This window comes from Paenibacillus paridis (genome assembly GCF_006345825.1).
Taxonomy (GTDB): domain Bacteria; phylum Bacillota; class Bacilli; order Paenibacillales; family Paenibacillaceae; genus Pristimantibacillus; species Pristimantibacillus paridis.
On sequence record NZ_VCIX01000087.1, the window covers coordinates 350,486 to 365,615 of the forward strand.

Annotated in this window: 17 protein-coding genes; 7 read left to right on the forward strand and 10 right to left on the reverse strand. The window is 42.5% G+C overall.

The features are described 5' to 3' along the window. Positions 1 to 143: 143 nt before the first annotated feature. On the reverse strand, positions 144 to 1,049 hold the full coding sequence (locus tag FJQ58_RS16925) for a discoidin domain-containing protein (RefSeq protein ID WP_139995486.1): 906 nt from the start codon (positions 1,047 to 1,049) through the stop codon (positions 144 to 146). Positions 1,050 to 1,479: 430 nt separating this feature from the next. Here FJQ58_RS16925 and FJQ58_RS16930 point away from each other — a divergent pair, with 430 nt between their 5' ends. Further along, positions 1,480 to 1,680, forward strand: coding sequence for a hypothetical protein (locus tag FJQ58_RS16930; RefSeq protein ID WP_139995488.1), 201 nt, complete (start codon positions 1,480 to 1,482; stop codon positions 1,678 to 1,680). 201 nt (positions 1,681 to 1,881) lie between these two features. Here FJQ58_RS16930 and FJQ58_RS16935 read toward each other — a convergent pair whose 3' ends face one another. Then, positions 1,882 to 2,358 (reverse strand): GNAT family N-acetyltransferase, encoded by a 477-nt coding sequence (locus tag FJQ58_RS16935; RefSeq protein WP_139995490.1) that lies wholly within the window; start codon positions 2,356 to 2,358, stop codon positions 1,882 to 1,884. Positions 2,359 to 2,677: 319 nt separating this feature from the next. On the opposite strand from FJQ58_RS16935, the gene FJQ58_RS16940 reads away from it, so the two are divergent. Both FJQ58_RS16940 and FJQ58_RS16945 read left to right on the forward strand, forming a co-directional pair. Continuing rightward, the gene (locus FJQ58_RS16940; RefSeq protein WP_139995492.1) at positions 2,678 to 3,445 is read left to right on the forward strand and encodes a nucleotidyltransferase domain-containing protein; all 768 of its coding nucleotides are present in this window, start codon (positions 2,678 to 2,680) and stop codon (positions 3,443 to 3,445) included. A 250-nt stretch (positions 3,446 to 3,695) separates the two neighbouring features. Further along, entirely contained in the window at positions 3,696 to 4,007 is a 312-nt protein-coding gene (locus FJQ58_RS16945) for a hypothetical protein (RefSeq protein WP_139995494.1), read from the forward strand. 203 nt (positions 4,008 to 4,210) lie between these two features. Here the strand turns inward: FJQ58_RS16945 and FJQ58_RS33200 are convergent, their stop codons facing one another. Together FJQ58_RS33200 and FJQ58_RS32965 are read right to left on the reverse strand one after the other, a co-directional pair. Next, positions 4,211 to 4,345, reverse strand: a complete 135-nt coding sequence (locus FJQ58_RS33200; RefSeq protein ID WP_274382330.1) for a DNA methyltransferase — start codon at positions 4,343 to 4,345, stop codon at positions 4,211 to 4,213. 187 nt (positions 4,346 to 4,532) lie between these two features. Further along, complete coding sequence (locus tag FJQ58_RS32965; protein WP_238404098.1) at positions 4,533 to 4,646, reverse strand: site-specific DNA-methyltransferase; 114 nt, start codon at positions 4,644 to 4,646, stop codon at positions 4,533 to 4,535. Between the two features lie 547 nt (positions 4,647 to 5,193). Here FJQ58_RS32965 and FJQ58_RS16955 point away from each other — a divergent pair. The 3 genes from FJQ58_RS16955 to FJQ58_RS33300 all read left to right on the forward strand — a co-directional run bounded on the left by FJQ58_RS16955 (position 5,194) and on the right by FJQ58_RS33300 (position 7,432). Continuing rightward, positions 5,194 to 5,571, forward strand: a complete 378-nt coding sequence (locus FJQ58_RS16955) for a helix-turn-helix domain-containing protein (RefSeq protein ID WP_139995496.1) — start codon at positions 5,194 to 5,196, stop codon at positions 5,569 to 5,571. A 48-nt stretch (positions 5,572 to 5,619) separates the two neighbouring features. Next, positions 5,620 to 7,101: a TerD family protein gene (locus FJQ58_RS32355; protein WP_162341529.1), complete on the forward strand. Its 1,482-nt coding sequence runs from the start codon at positions 5,620 to 5,622 to the stop codon at positions 7,099 to 7,101. A gap of 70 nt (positions 7,102 to 7,171) precedes the next feature. Continuing rightward, entirely contained in the window at positions 7,172 to 7,432 is a 261-nt protein-coding gene (locus tag FJQ58_RS33300) for a tyrosine-type recombinase/integrase (RefSeq protein ID WP_139995498.1), read from the forward strand. Between the two features lie 382 nt (positions 7,433 to 7,814). On the opposite strand, the gene sufB is transcribed toward FJQ58_RS33300, so the two are convergent. From sufB to FJQ58_RS16995, 6 genes are all read right to left on the reverse strand, one after another. After that, the gene (gene sufB, locus FJQ58_RS16970) at positions 7,815 to 9,212 is read right to left on the reverse strand and encodes a Fe-S cluster assembly protein SufB (protein WP_139995500.1); all 1,398 of its coding nucleotides are present in this window, start codon (positions 9,210 to 9,212) and stop codon (positions 7,815 to 7,817) included. A 29-nt stretch (positions 9,213 to 9,241) separates the two neighbouring features. Next, positions 9,242 to 9,673, reverse strand: coding sequence for a Fe-S cluster assembly sulfur transfer protein SufU (sufU, locus tag FJQ58_RS16975; protein WP_139995502.1), 432 nt, complete (start codon positions 9,671 to 9,673; stop codon positions 9,242 to 9,244). Continuing rightward, positions 9,660 to 10,886, reverse strand: coding sequence for a cysteine desulfurase (locus FJQ58_RS16980; protein ID WP_139995504.1), 1,227 nt, complete (start codon positions 10,884 to 10,886; stop codon positions 9,660 to 9,662). Before FJQ58_RS16980 ends, sufU begins: the two co-directional genes overlap by 14 nt. Further along, positions 10,883 to 12,190 carry a Fe-S cluster assembly protein SufD gene (gene sufD, locus FJQ58_RS16985; protein WP_139995506.1) on the reverse strand — a complete coding sequence of 436 codons (1,308 nt, stop codon included), beginning with the start codon at positions 12,188 to 12,190 and terminating at the stop codon, positions 10,883 to 10,885. The genes FJQ58_RS16980 and sufD overlap by 4 nt, the downstream gene beginning before the upstream one ends. Before the next feature lie 21 nt (positions 12,191 to 12,211). Continuing rightward, positions 12,212 to 12,991: a Fe-S cluster assembly ATPase SufC gene (gene sufC / locus FJQ58_RS16990; protein WP_139995508.1), complete on the reverse strand. Its 780-nt coding sequence runs from the start codon at positions 12,989 to 12,991 to the stop codon at positions 12,212 to 12,214. 191 nt (positions 12,992 to 13,182) lie between these two features. Further along, entirely contained in the window at positions 13,183 to 13,761 is a 579-nt protein-coding gene (locus FJQ58_RS16995; protein WP_139995510.1) for a DUF1802 family protein, read from the reverse strand. A 147-nt stretch (positions 13,762 to 13,908) separates the two neighbouring features. Here FJQ58_RS16995 and mtnK point away from each other — a divergent pair, with 147 nt between their 5' ends. Then, positions 13,909 to 15,120, forward strand: coding sequence for an S-methyl-5-thioribose kinase (gene mtnK, locus FJQ58_RS17000; RefSeq protein WP_139995511.1), 1,212 nt, complete (start codon positions 13,909 to 13,911; stop codon positions 15,118 to 15,120). Positions 15,121 to 15,130 lie beyond the last annotated feature (10 nt).

Consider the following 15,130-nt stretch of genomic DNA (forward strand, 5'->3'; position numbering starts at 1 on the left):
AAAGGGTTCCTGCTTAGAGAAAAAAGACGACCTAAACCCCCACATACTGGGGTTTATAGTCGTCCTTTTTGCATTCACGTTTGCTCTTCGCCCAAAACCACAAGTTTTTCAGTGGCCTCCATATCGGCCGAGGCATTTTTCTATTATTCTGCTACTTCTTCATATTCGTCAACATCAAAGTTAATAATTTTATCATATACCACATATTCGGTCCTGGTTTTGAAAGGTCCTTTGTTCCAAGTTTTTATAAACGCATATCGTTGTGGCCCGCTGTCGTTTGAGAGGTTATCAAACCATGTCAGAAAATTTTCTAACTCAACAACAGAAAGATCATATTCTTTAATTTGACCATTAGCTAAATAAATTGTCAGTAATGTTCCGTTTGCATCCGCTGGCGGTGTTGATGTTGATGTTGGTGTCGGTGTCGGTGTCGGTGTCGGTGTCGGTGTTGGTGTTGGTGTTGGTGTTGGTGTTGGTGTTGGTGTTGGTGTTGGTGTTGTGACTTTACTCATCATTTCCAATTCAGCTATAGCTGTGAATGAATGATAATCATTATTGGCAGTAATATTCATTCGGTATATTTTGTATGCAATGCTGTTGTCAAAAACAAACTCCTTTTTAGCCCCAGAAAGCCAACTGCCTATATTAGTTCTCGTATCAAGAACAATCCACGTCGAGCCATCCCAACCTTCGAAAGTCCAATCTTTTGGAGCTTCATTGATTGTTTCAGGGAAACTTGCACGAGGGAGAACGGTATATTTATTTATCACTTTTGAACTTTCAAATTCATATGAAATCCATCCAGAAGTTGTCCCATTAGTTGCCCATCCATATAGTTCGTCTGCATGGTTAAAGGCACGAAATGCTTTGTGTTGGTTATCCCATTCTGTACTTGCACTAGCTATGCCAGTAGGTGCAGTATTACTTGTCATTTTTGGTATCAGGTTTTCAGAATACTGATCTTCAGCAAAAACAGAAGTTAAGCTGAAAGGTATTAAATACATGCACAATATTACCATACACAAAAATAGTTTAAAATTTCTCTTCACTTTGACATCTCCTCTGATTTAATATACAAATTCTATAACAATAAACAATCAATAAACAGACTGTTTTAAAAAAATATGTATATTATACTGAAAGGTTACTTTAAATAAATCCAAACACTACCATAAATAAAATATTTAACAGCGCTTACTTTAATTAGTTAAGCCGAGACTTTAATCAATTCACCCTAGAAACTTTGTCGGATTAACTTCTTCTCTGCTATAAATAACTCGAAATGTATTTATCCTTCTTTCCCAAAGAACAAATTCCTCTTTGACTAAAGTGTTCCAATTTTTCTGGCACTGCAGTTGTGACTGACGATGTAGTTGACGGCATTCGTAAAGCTAAAGAAATGTTAATAAGCCGAATACTTGAAGTCGAAGAAAAAGGCTGCAACCTCCTATTCCGTCCGAATTCGACGCTATAGAGGATTTGGAACCAACTGATCGAATTGTGTTTGTTGATATATTTGATCCGCCATATCGTGAGGAAGCGGCCAACAAAGCAGTCACAAATAACTGCACGATGCCAAAATGGTTAAAAGAAGCAGGCGAGGATGCGGGGCTGAATTTTTCCCGGATTCTACAAAGAGGGATAAAAGAAGCATTAGGTATAGAAACCAATCGCAAGTAACATTGTGAAAAACAAAATCCTAAACAATTGGGAAAATAGAAAGAGAGCCCACCAGCCAAATTGGTCGAGCCCCAATATTGTAGACAATGAAAAAAGCGTATTATCTGAACTGTTTAATAACAAAGCGGCGGACCAAATTCTGGTCCGCCGTTTCAATCATTGAACTATTATTCACCTATAGCTTAATCCAATGATTGCATATCAGAGGCGCAATACGGATATTAATTCGTTGTTGAAAACTTCGCCATTATCACGGAAACCGAGGCTTTCATACAGCTTTTTGGCAACGGCGTTATCGGCTTTATAAGGTATCCAACAGTATTGTGCTGGCCCGGCTGGAAAAGTGCGGATAAGTTCCAATATTTTTATCATTGTTTCTCGACCGTAACCCCGGTTCTGGTACTGCTTGTCTATCATCAGTCGCAAGATGCAATAGTTGTCAACTGCAATTGAGGGTTCTTCGTATCCGGTAATTCCATATGTCAACATAACAAAACCGACAGGCTGCTCATCCGCATAAATGGCAAACGGAAGTGGATGTCCCCCATTTGTTGCAAGGACATAACACGAAGCGACGCTTGATAGGTTCGACGCTACGAAGCAGCGTTGTTCTTCTGTAACTTCCAGGTTGAATATGTTACGTCGGTTTTCCAACGTAATTTTCCTGAGCGTAATCATTTAGGATTTCTCTCCTCATCATAATTATTAGCTTGCGCCGCGGTCGAATAATTACAATATATGCAAAAAAAGCAATAGACTTATGTTGAATTTTTTTATAGACTATTATTTATCCATGGCATTCTTAGTGAACATCTTTAACCGGCACATAATTGTGCCGGTTTATTGCGTAAATCTGCCAGTTCTTTTGGGTTAATCTCATATTACGAACTGGCAGGATAGTTGAATGATTTCGCGAATAACTTAAGTCATCACGAATTTACGAAGTTCGCAAAAAAGACGTTGTCCGAAAGAAGTTCTTGGTTTTGGAGGAGTCTATATGATATTAGAAAAAGTTATAAATAAAATTGTAATACAAAGTGAATATAAGGATTTTGTTGATAAGTATATAGATAATATACTTACCGAATTTAAAGGTAAGATTCATAGCATTTATATGTGTGGCTCGATTCCAAAAGGAACTGCTAAACCTTTTAAGTCAGATGCAGACTTTACTATTATATGTGTAAATCCCAAAGATATTGATTACGAAAGATTGTCAAATATTAAAGACAGGCTTTTGGAAGAATATCCAGTAGTAACTAAGATTGATACAATAATTTGCTCGATTGATGATGTATTAAGTAAACCAAATGAGTGGGGTTTTTGGGTAAAGATAATTTGTGTTTGCATATATGGTCATGACGTTGGTGAAAAAGTACCACCTATAATTATTTCTCCAGAGTTCATTTTAGACTTAAATACAGAGACCAAGGAGGAAGTAGATCGTATACATAGTTTACTTTCTAATGCTAGTGATAACACAATGAAAACTAGATATATTAAAGGTTACTCTAAGAGATTAATTCGTGCATTATACTCTTTGGTTTTAGAAGATACAGGTGTATGGCAAGATGACATTATTAAGATGAAGAATGCCATATTAAACTATTGTGAGATTGACTCCGCTTTAGTTGATTATCTGTATGCTTGTTATTTGAATAGTAATATACTTGTTGAAGAGTTTCTGGGAATTGCAGATGAAGTATATAGCTATTTTGAGAACGCCTTAAATGCAATGGCTGCTTCCAGAACTTCCTTCGGCTAACACCATATTGACGATCCGGGTCACTCTGAGAAGCGAGTGAGCACGTCAAGCCCCTAAGCCCGTCGGGACGTCACTGCATTAGGTGTTCGGCAAGCCTCACAACTATAAGCAGCGACTCTAATTAAAACTTAAGACTATCGAACTATCGGAGAACGATAGTTGAAAAACACACATGAATGAGCAGGTGTTGCGATGTGCTTATATTTTGAGTAAAAGCTTTCTGAAATACTCTGAAAGAGTTGATAAAATCATGAAGACAGTGGGAAAGGTATCAATATATTTTCTGACTATCGATGAAGGCGGTCAGAGTAATATTCCAGTTAGTAATTTCTCAATACCCATTATCTTTGAAGAAGATAGGGATTTAATAAATGGCTTATGGAGTGCAGTCATTGAATTTCACAATTCTCCAAATATTCAAAGAGAGTCAACTGCAGACTTGTATTTGCTTTTCCATGAAAAAGAAGAAGCACCAAATCATTTAATCAAACCTGGAATGAGATTTGAATTAATGACAAACAGAGTGATAGCCAAAGGGATAATTGAATCATTAAAAAAATAAAGGCCGTAGAGCGATGGGGCGACGTGAGAGCTAATACGTAATCTGAAAATAGAGACTGTTATTCAACGGGACACAATAGTTCAATCAATGAAGAGCAGACCAGATTTTGGTCTGCCGCTTTATCATTTAACAGTTCATTTTATAGGGGTTTTTCGTTGCCTACAATATTGGGCTTGACCAAAATGGTTTTTAGGCTCCTTGTTTTAATCCATTTTATTTATTCTCTCTTCTGTAATTTCAAAATACGTCTGATCCAGTTCAAATCCAATAATTTCACGATTCAATTCTTTTGCTGCTACAGGAACTGGCCCTGAACCTACAAAGAAATCCGCTATCAATTCCCCTTAATACTGCTATTTAAGATAATATCTTTCATCATTGCACTAGGCTTCTCAGTAGGGCGAACCGTTTTATTTCCCGATATTCTAGGAATACTCCAAATGTCAGTAGATGAGCGCGTAGATATTCTCCTCGCCTTGCCCTCGCCTTTTACTGCAATATGATAAACTCATGGCGAAAACGATACTAATGCCCCATCCCCATATGTTGTTTATCCCAAACAATACAGTTTTTAATGATGAAGTCGCAGCGCCTCATCCATAAAACCATTTGCGGATATTTCCTCCAATCAATAAACACATAAATATGGTGGCCGGGCTTTAAAATTCGGTTGGCTTCACGGAGCCATTGAAAAGTAAATCACTGATTATTACGATCGATAATTTATCATTTGCAATAATCGAACACCTCGGCTTCTTAGACTTGGTTTGCGAAGTACCACCAAACCCCAAATTATATGGTGGGTCCGTGACTATTAAATCTACACTTTCATCCTTGATATACTGTTTCGTGCCTATTATACAATCCATGTTATATATCATTGTTATCCTCCTCCAGAACATTTGTTCTTTTTGTTGGTTCATACCTCCAAATAAAAATATCTTTCCATCGTAAACCCCTAAACCAACCCAACCTTTTTATACAGTTGTTGCTACTGATTGCCAACGTTCCCCTCATCCTGTCCGGCACCTATGTGTCTCCTATTTTTTAAAACAAATCGTAGCTGCAAAGCTTTAAAAGCAATGGTAATTTAAACATTTTTATTACCGTTTTGGTATCGATGTTTTATTACCATATTGGTAATGTTATTATTATGGTAATTAAGATAAGGATTGAGGTAGTGCTTATGCTGGAACTTGGGGATCGTATAAAATATCTACGAGAAAAATTGAATTGGACACAACCACAGCTTTGTGAGAGAACAGGTTTAACCAAAGTTCAACTATCTAGATATGAAACGAATGATCGCAAGCCAGATCCAGATGCATTAAAGAAACTAGTAGATGCCGTAGATACAAATGCTGATTACCTACTAGGTCGAACACACGATCCTTCACCTAATAATTCAGCAGTCATTGAATCCAGTTACTCCAATGTCGGACGTGCATTCTTAGGCGGAGCTGACAAATATAGTGAGGAAGAACTGGATCTTGCAAGAGCTGCAGCGAAAGCAGCTGTAGAAGACTATAGAAAAGCACAGAAAAAAAGAGACGCAAAATCGTAGTTATTAGCAACTCCCTCAACCGATGGGGAACCTATAAGGGGAACGGACATGAATTTTATCGCTATTGACTTTGAAACAGCAAACTCATCAAGATCAAGTGCCTGTTCAGTGGGTATTGTTGAGGTAGAGAATGGACAAATAGTTTTTGAGCAATCATGGTTAATTAATCCAAACCAACGGTTTGATGGTCGGAATATTGGTATTCATGGCATTACGCCTTCAATGGTTGAGGGCAAGCCTACATTTCAGCAATTATGGCCACAGCTTCTTCCGTATCTTCAAAACAAAAAAGTTGTAGCGCACAATGCATCGTTTGATATGAGTGTATTGCGTTACTGTATGGATGAGTATTCACTTCAATATCCTACTTTCAATTATTTCTGCACTTATTTGATCGGCAAAAGGCAAATTCCCGATATGCCTTCTTACAAACTTAATCTCATAGCCGAACACTTTGGTATACATTTAAAGCACCACGATGCTCAAAGTGACGCTCGAGCTGCAGCACTTATTTTATTGAAGTTTATGGAACAGGGTCAATTTACAGATATAATCCACATGTCAGAAACACAAGGATATGAAATAGGGGAAATTTATCCGGGCGGATACTCTCCATTTTCAGCACCGGCAAGCAAAGTTCACCGCTCATCTGCTATAGAAATACCGGAGAATCCGATTATTCCTATAGTGGAAATGAAAACTATTAAAAATTCAGGTTTAAAACTTATAAGCGGACAGAAGACAGATATAACAAAAAACCTTGATACGACTAAGTTATTAGTTGAAGTCAACTGGGACTTACTTAATCCCGAGATCGAAATTGACACTTCTGCTTTCCTGCTCTATGAGGATGGAAAATGCCAACGTGATGACGACTGCATTTTCTATGGGAATCCTGATACTCGAAACGGATCAATTTCGTATTCAAAGATTAACTCCAATAAATCACAATTCAAAATTGCCTATGATAAACTGCCTAACCAGATTCAAAAAATCTCCTTCACTCTGACCATCTATGAAGGAGAAGAACAAGAACATTATTTTAGTCATGTTGCTGAAATTACAATAAGTATTATTGACCCTTTAACTGGTAATGAACTTATGAAATTCAGCTTCGGAGAAGACTTAAGTAATGAAACTGCTATCGTCATTGCAGAAATCTATTTGTACAAAGGTGAGTGGAAGTTTAATCCAATTGGAAAAGGTTTTTTCGGTGGTCTTCGAGCCCTATGTGGAGAATTCGGTATTGATGTAAGTGACGAAACAAACGAAGCTGCATCAACTAGCGAATCGATCCCACCCAAAGCAGTTTATGACTACGATGAAGCTTTTTATATTGGTCATAACGTAGAGCGTATCCGCCGAAGTCTAAGTTTCACTCAAAAACAATTAGCACTGCAGATAGGATACAAAAGCGCGAATCCAATATCAAGACTAGAGCGCGGCGAAGTCGAGCGTTTAACTCATGATCAGTTAATAAAGTTTGCTGAATCCTTGAAATGTAATATTAGACAATTATTAACCAAATAAAATGTAGCCTTTATAAGGCTATATTTTTTACTCTATAATAAGAACATGCGTTCTAGATAAGAAGGAATTCATGCCTGGAATTAACTATAATCTCTATAAACCAACTGGATCAAGCATTAAAGATGTATATTTCAAAAATGTAACCTTTGATGAAATTTTCGAAAACCATATCAAACATACAAATCTTAAAGAGAAAACAACACGCAGGCGCCAGAATGAATATAACCTTCATATCAAGCCACGATTTGGACATATGAAAGTGAAAGATTCCAACATCCAACATGCAATAAATTTTAAAACCTCGTTGGAAAAAAAACTTTGTTTCACTTAATAGCGCCATGACCGTGTACAGTAATTTCAAAAAATTGATCAACCATGCAATAAATTTTTCGTATTAAAGATCGACCCTACTTCTGCAGCAGGTTCAATTCAAAGAGTACGACCAAAGATAAATTTTATCAAGAAAGAAGATTTTAAACAGCGAATGATCGAAATAACATCGAATCTCCTAAAACTGCTGGCAGTGTAGGATATGTTCCCTCCCACCATTTATAGCCGATATGCTTAAAGAGATAAAAAAGAATCCACAGAAAAAATCTACGGATTCAACGATTCGTTATATGTGTTCGGTGGATTAAGTTTACGACTGAATGAAAAAAGCCCCGCCTACCGTGATATACATCACAGCAGGCAAGACCTTCCTCATGTTATTATTATCCGATGGAGCCTTCCATTTCGAACTTGATGAGACGGTTCATCTCTACCGCATATTCCATCGGCAATTCTTTCGTGAACGGCTCGATGAAGCCCATAACGATCATTTGCGTCGCTTCTGCTTCGCTCAGGCCACGGCTCATGAGGTAGAACAATTGATCCTCAGAAACCTTCGATACCGTTGCTTCGTGCTCAAGCGTAATGTTGTCGTTCAAAATCTCGTTGTAAGGAATCGTATCCGAAGTCGATTCATTATCGAGAATGAGAGTATCGCATTTGATGTTCGCTTTCGCGCCATCTGAGTTGCGACCGAAGGAAGCAAGACCGCGGTACGTTACTTTACCGCCATGCTTACTGATCGACTTCGAAATGATTGTAGAGCTTGTGTCCGGCGCAAGGTGAGTCATTTTCGCCCCTGCATCCTGATGCTGGCCTTTACCGGCTACGGCAATGGACAATACCATACCTTTGGCTCCACGGCCGCGCAATACAACGGCTGGGTACTTCATCGTCAGCTTAGAGCCGATATTTCCGTCAACCCACTCCATCGTTGCATTTTCATCCGCTACCGCACGTTTCGTAACCAGGTTGTAAATATTCGGTGCCCAGTTTTGAATTGTTGTGTACCGTACGCGCGCATTTTTCTTAGCCAAAATCTCAACTACTGCGCTGTGCAAGGAGTTCGTGCTGTATACTGGTGCCGTACAGCCTTCAACGTAGTGAACGGAGCTGTCTTCGTCAGCGATAATTAGCGTACGCTCGAATTGGCCCATGTTCTCGGAGTTGATCCGGAAGTAAGCTTGCAGCGGAACCTCGCATTTTACGCCTTTTGGCACGTAGATAAAGCTGCCGCCTGACCATACCGCACTGTTCAGCGCTGCGAATTTGTTATCATTCGGAGGAATGATCGTTCCGAAATATTCTTTCATCAGCTCAGGGTACTCGCGAAGCGCCGTGTCCGTATCCGTAAAGATAACGCCTTGCTTCTCAAGATCCTCTTGCATGCTGTGATAAACAACTTCAGACTCGTATTGAGCCGATACGCCGGCTAGAAACTTTTGCTCTGCCTCAGGAATACCCAGCTTGTCGAAGGTTTCTTTAATTTCGGAAGGAACCTCTTCCCAAGTTTTTCCTTGTTTGTCTGATGCGCGGACATAATATTGAATGTCGTCAAAATCGAGCTCATCCATGTTGCCGCCCCATTTAGGCATTGGCATTTTGAAAAACTGCTCCAGCGATTTCAAGCGGAAATCCAGCATCCACGCAGGCTCGCCTTTAATTTCGGAAATCGTGCGAACGATTTCTTCCGTTAAACCTTTGCCTGATTCAAATACGGCTTTGTGCTCGTCACGGAAACCATACTTATAATCTTCCATTTCCGGCATTGATTTAGCCATGGTCATTCACGCTCCTCTTTAATCTCGTTTTAATGTGATTCTTGCTGCTGCTCGATTCCTTTACGCAAGGCGTTCCACGCAAGGGTGGCGCACTTGATTCTGGCAGGGAATTTATTCACGCCCGAAAGTGCGTCAAGCTCCTCATATTCATCAAACTCGACCGGTTCGCCCTTCATCAATGCCGAAAATTTCTCAGCCATGTCCAGCGCCTCATCGAATGTTTTCCCTTTTACCGCCTCTGTCATCATTGATGCAGAGCTCATGCTGATCGAACAGCCTTCGCCGCTGAATTTCGCATCGGTAACTTTGCCTTCAACCACTTGAAGCTGCAGCGAAATGCGATCGCCACAGGTTGGGTTATTCAGGTTAATCGTAACCGAATCTTCATTCATCGTGCCACGGTTTCTGGGGTTTTTATAATGATCCATAATTACTCTGCGATATAAATCATCCAATTGCATGACCGAAGAACTCCTTTGTTTGTAGTAAGGCATCGGCTAAGCGGTCAATTTCATCTTCTGTATTATATAAATAAAAGCTTGCTCTTGCTGTTGCCGATACATTCAGCCAGCGCATGAGCGGTTGGCAGCAATGATGGCCTGCGCGAATCGCAATGCCTTTCGAGTCAAGCACGGTAGCAACGTCATGCGGATGCACGTCTTCCAAGTTGAAGGTAACGAGTCCAACACGGTTTTGCTTCGGACCATATAGCGTAACCCCATCAAGCGAAGAAAGCTTCTCATAAGCATAAGTGGCTAAGCGTCGCTCATGCTGATCGATCTCGTCTAGTCCGATCTCCTGCAGAAAGTCAATGGCCGCGCCTAGCCCAACAGCGCCAGCAATAATCGGCGTGCCGCCTTCGAAGCGGTACGGGATTTCTTTCCACGTTGATTCGTACAAATCAACAAAATCAATCATTTCGCCGCCATACTCAATCGGTTCCATCTTATTAAGCAATGCTTTCTTGCCATACAATGCGCCGATGCCCGTAGGACCACACATTTTATGACCGGAAAAAGCATAAAAATCAACATCCAAGTCTTGGAGATCGATTTTCATATGCGGCGTGCTTTGTGCGCCGTCTACAACCATAACGGCTCCATTGCGATGGGCGATTTGAGTGATCTCTTTGATCGGATTAATAAGACCGAGCACATTAGAAACGTAGGTCACGGAAACTACCTTCGTCTGCGGAGTGATCGTTTTCTCGATATCCTCCAAAGAAATCGTACCGTCAGGCTGCATCGGGATGTACTTCAAGGTCGCGCCAGTGGCTTTCGCCGCTTGCTGCCAAGGAATTAAGTTGCTGTGATGCTCCATAGGGGTAATGACAATCTCGTCACCTTCCCCGCACATTGAGCGTGCATAGCTGGAGGCAACTAGGTTCAACGCTGTCGTCGTACCGCGTGTAAAAATAATTTGCTCCGGTGCTCCGGCATTTAAAAACTTAGCTACCTTCTCACGCGCTCCCTCATAGGCATCAGTCGCCCTGGAGCCAAGCGTATGAACACCGCGATGAACGTTGGCGTTATCCAGCTCATAGTACCGATTAACCGCATCAATGACGGAGCGCGGCTTCTGCGAAGATGCCGCGCTGTCTAGATAAACAAGCGGATGCCCGTTTATTTCTTGATGCAATATCGGGAACTGCTCCCGAATCGCATTTATGTTCATCCTTCTAGCTTCCTTTGGAGCAAGCTCTGAAGCTGACCGCGTACCGCTTCAACCGGAATTTCCGATACAACCGGTGCCAAGAAGCCGTAAATAATCAAACGTTCAGCGTCTTGCTTAGATATACCGCGTGACATCAGGTAATAGACCTGCTCAGGGTTTACTTGCCCAACGCTTGCCGCGTGGCCAGCAGTAACATCGTCTTCATCTATTAGCAAAATCGGATTGGCGTCGCCGCGCGCTTTCGGGCTCAGCATGAGCACCTTCTCGGTTTGTACACCGTTCGCTTTCGTCGCACCTTTCTCAATTTTTGTAATGCCGTTGATAATCGCCGAAGCGGAATCCTTCATAACTGCGCGGGTTACCATGTTGCTGTCCGAGCTTTTGCCAAAGTGAACGGCCTGTGTCGTCAAGCTGTTTTGCTGCGCGTTCTTGCCTACGCTGATAACCTTAGCGTCCGAAGTGGAGCCAGTGCCTTTAAGAATCGATTTCGTGTCTGACAACGTGTTGCCGTCATTCAAATCGCCGATGATCCATTCCATTTGGCCGTCATTTTCTATAACTGAGCGACGGATCGACATATCGACGCCAGTCTCGCCCATATGATGAATCGAGCTGAACCGAACATGAGCGCCCGGCTTCACGAATACTTCAACCACAGATGGATGTACGAATGGAGCGCTGCTAGCGCCTGGCTCAGATACAACGCAATCCACGTAAGTTACACGGCTATTATTATCTGCAACGATGAGAATATGCGGAGCAAATGTCGCTTCTGCATTATCATTGTAGAAAATAGCTTGCAGCGGCAGTTCTACTTCTACGTTCTTAGGAACATAGATGAATACTCCGCCATTCCAAATCGCCGATTGAAGCGCCGTCAGCTTGTCTTCGTCCTTCGCTACAGCTTGGAACAAATATTTCTGAACGAGTTCGCCATGCTCCTTGCATGCGGTCTCCAAATCGGTAAAAATAACGCCTTTGCTTGCATACTCGCTCGCAAATTGATTCCATACAATGCCGGAATTGCGTTGTACTAGCAGGTTTTCAGTACCTTCCGTAACCAACTCGCGAACGACTTCAGGAAGCTCGCTAATGGCTCCAACTGGTGCTGGCTGCTCATATTGGCCAACAGCTGTTAAATTCCAACGTTCAATCCGAACCTTCTCCGGCTTTGGCCAGCCGAGTGTTCCGGCAAGCTCTGCCGATTCTCCGCGCAGTTCGACAAGCCAGTTCGGCTCGCCTTTGCTGCGTGCCAGCGCTTCAGCAGCTTGGCGGTTTGTCGGAGTAGTTAATTGTGTACTCATCCGTTATGCCTCCTTCTCCGCTTAAGCCTGGCCGACCGTTTCGTCTACGATACCAAGTTCTTCTTTAACCCAATCATAACCTTCGTTTTCCAAACGCTGTGCAAGCTCAGGACCGCCGGATTTCACGATGCGCCCTTGCATCATAACGTGTACGTAATCCGGAGTAATATAGTTAAGCAACCGTTGATAGTGAGTAATGATCAAGAAGCCGCGATCTTTCGAACGCATAGCGTTAACGCCTTGCGATACGATACGTAGAGCATCGATGTCAAGACCGGAGTCAATCTCGTCAAGCACGACGATTTTAGGATCAAGCAGCATCATTTGCAAAATTTCATTCCGTTTTTTCTCGCCGCCGGAGAAGCCTTCGTTCAGGTAACGGTGAGCGAACTCAGGGTTCATCTCAAGCTCCTTCATTTTGCTTTCCATTTTGCGGATGAATTTAATCAATGAGATTTCGTTGCCTTCGCCAAGACGTGCATTCAGTGCACTGCGAAGAAAGTCTGAGTTCGTTACGCCTGGAATTTCGCTTGGGTATTGCATAGCTAGGAATAAACCTGCAAGTGCACGCTCATCCACACCCATCTCAAGGATGTCTTCGCCGTCTAGTACAGCTGTACCTTCCGTTACTTCATATTTAGGATGTCCCATCAAAGCGGATGCCAGTGTAGATTTACCTGTTCCGTTCGGGCCCATGATCGCGTGAATTTCTCCACCTTTAATTTCAAGGTTGATTCCTTTTAAAATCTCTTTTCCGTCGATAGCCGCTTTCAGGCCCTCGATGACAAAATGCGTTGCCATAATATGCTGATCCCTCCAAGGTTGGTTTAATTCGCTCAGTCACATCTATATAGAATAGACTTTCTATTATAGAGTGATTCTCAATGATTCTCAATAATCATTTTAATATAGTTTTTGTTATAAATCAATGCGAGAGGCCACGATTAGCTGAATATGTCCTTTTTTCGAAAGGAATTGCCCCTCCTGTCGCCTTACGCGAGCGCCTGCTTGATCTTCAAAATTTCAGCTTGCAGTTTAGTCTCATCTACAACTTGAACCCGTTCTGGCGCGTCAAATCCATCTTCCAGTCTTACCCAAGATTTGCATCCGTTATAAGCGGCTCTCATCGGAATTTCTATCGGCTCACTGAGGCGATACACTCTCAGCACCAACACATGGAGCGGCTTGGTCTTCTTCCAGCGCAATCTTTCCTCTGCAAAAGTATCCGTCCAAATGTGCATGTCACGCAAACGATCCAGCGTTTCCTGATCCGTAACCTCAATATCCTCCACAACCTCCGCGTAAGCTTCAAGCTTAACGGATTCCAGGTTTGCCGCCCCGCCCACAAGCGTATCATCCAATTGATCAGCATACTGTTCTTTCAACAGATGCTTTTTTTGGTGCTCGTAAGCCGGCATCAAGTAAAAATTCGGGCTCATCAGCTGAAAATCTCGTGTTTCTTCAATAATACCGCCTTTGCGCATGACGATTATTTGCTGCCCTTCTGCAAGTGCGCCTACGCTTACCGCCCATTCTTTCAGAGCTATGGGCTGTATGTTATTTTGTGCCATCAGTATGCTTCCTCCATCAAACTCGTTTATAATAGTTCATATTATATCAAATGAGGGTATTCCAAGGCGAAATAATATACATTATACTATGTTGAGATGAATACTGGGCATTGCTGCCCTACTACTATAAACCGGAGGTGGACAGCCATGTCTGCATATCATCCTTTAACAGAACAAGAAGCCATTGAAATAGCGCTAACGCTTGACGGGTTCTTCCCAGAGGGCGCTGCCCTGACAAGCCGTGAGATTGGCGACGGCAATTTAAACCTGGTTTTTCACATCATTGACGCTGCCAGCGGCAAAAGCCTGATTATGAAACAAGCGCTGCCGTATGCTAAAGTAGTAGGCGAGTCTTGGCCGCTTACGCTCGATCGTGCTCGCATCGAAAGCGAGAAGCTGATTTTGGAGGGAGAGCTTGCCCCTGGCCTTGTACCTGCCGTTTATAAATACGACCCGGAGCTCTACCTTACGATTATGGAGGACCTCAGCGACCATGTCATCATGCGGCAAGGACTAATCGGCGGTACGCGCTATCCGAAATTCGCTGATGACATTTCTACGTTTATGGCTCGTACGCTATTCTTTACTTCCGACCTCGGAATGAACCAACAAGACAAGAAGCTGCGCGTAAAAGCCTTTATCAATCCCGAGCTGTGCAAAATTACAGAGGATCTTATTTTTGACGATCCGTATACGGACTCGCCCAATAACAGCTTCGATCCGGCCATTCGTGATGCTGCCGAGGCACTTTGGCAAGATCATCAGCTTCATTTGGAAGTGGCCATTTTGCGCGATAAATTCCTGACGAAAGCAGAAGCCCTGCTTCATGGCGACCTTCATACGGGTAGTGTATTTGCAACGCCTGAATCCACTAAGGTTATCGATCCTGAGTTTGCCTATTACGGTCCGATCGGCTTTGATATTGGCGCGGTAATTGCCAACTTGTTGCTGAACTTTGCTGGGCAAGAGCACTGGATCGCTGATGCTGAGGAACGCATTGACTTCCGTCGTTACTTAACCAATACCGTTCGTGACGTATGGCATCTATTTGACCAGAAATTCCGCGCATTGTGGGATGAGCATGGCATTGACCGCCTCGCTTCTTCGACGCCAGGCTATCAAGATTATTACATGAATCGTTTGCTTCAGGATGCTATCGGCTTTGCCGGCTGCAAAATCGTGCGCCGCATCGTTGGCCTATCGCATGTCGTTGATATTGACCGCATTCCGGACGCAGCCGCTCGCGAGCGTGCCCAACGTCTAGCCCTTGCCATCGGAACGGAGCTCATTCGTACGAACCGTGAGGCACAATCGATTGAGCAAGTCATCGATGCTGCTTATACGGCAGTAAGCAAATGATGAAATGAAC

Excerpts from the sequence above, each read along its gene's own strand:
- FJQ58_RS16935 (WP_139995490.1), bottom strand. The coding sequence starts at position 2,358 with ATGATTACGCTCAGGAAAATTACGTTGGAAAACCGACGTAACATATTC.
- FJQ58_RS16940 (WP_139995492.1), top strand. The coding sequence starts at position 2,678 with ATGATATTAGAAAAAGTTATAAATAAAATTGTAATACAAAGTGAATAT.
- FJQ58_RS16945 (WP_139995494.1), top strand. The coding sequence starts at position 3,696 with ATGAAGACAGTGGGAAAGGTATCAATATATTTTCTGACTATCGATGAA.
- FJQ58_RS16955 (WP_139995496.1), top strand. The coding sequence starts at position 5,194 with ATGCTGGAACTTGGGGATCGTATAAAATATCTACGAGAAAAATTGAAT.
- FJQ58_RS32355 (WP_162341529.1), top strand. The coding sequence starts at position 5,620 with ATGAATTTTATCGCTATTGACTTTGAAACAGCAAACTCATCAAGATCA.
- FJQ58_RS33300 (WP_139995498.1), top strand. The coding sequence starts at position 7,172 with ATGCCTGGAATTAACTATAATCTCTATAAACCAACTGGATCAAGCATT.
- sufB (WP_139995500.1), bottom strand. The coding sequence starts at position 9,212 with ATGGCTAAATCAATGCCGGAAATGGAAGATTATAAGTATGGTTTCCGT.
- sufU (WP_139995502.1), bottom strand. The coding sequence starts at position 9,673 with ATGCAATTGGATGATTTATATCGCAGAGTAATTATGGATCATTATAAA.
- FJQ58_RS16980 (WP_139995504.1), bottom strand. The coding sequence starts at position 10,886 with ATGAACATAAATGCGATTCGGGAGCAGTTCCCGATATTGCATCAAGAA.
- sufD (WP_139995506.1), bottom strand. The coding sequence starts at position 12,190 with ATGAGTACACAATTAACTACTCCGACAAACCGCCAAGCTGCTGAAGCG.
- sufC (WP_139995508.1), bottom strand. The coding sequence starts at position 12,991 with ATGGCAACGCATTTTGTCATCGAGGGCCTGAAAGCGGCTATCGACGGA.
- FJQ58_RS16995 (WP_139995510.1), bottom strand. The coding sequence starts at position 13,761 with ATGGCACAAAATAACATACAGCCCATAGCTCTGAAAGAATGGGCGGTA.
- mtnK (WP_139995511.1), top strand. The coding sequence starts at position 13,909 with ATGTCTGCATATCATCCTTTAACAGAACAAGAAGCCATTGAAATAGCG.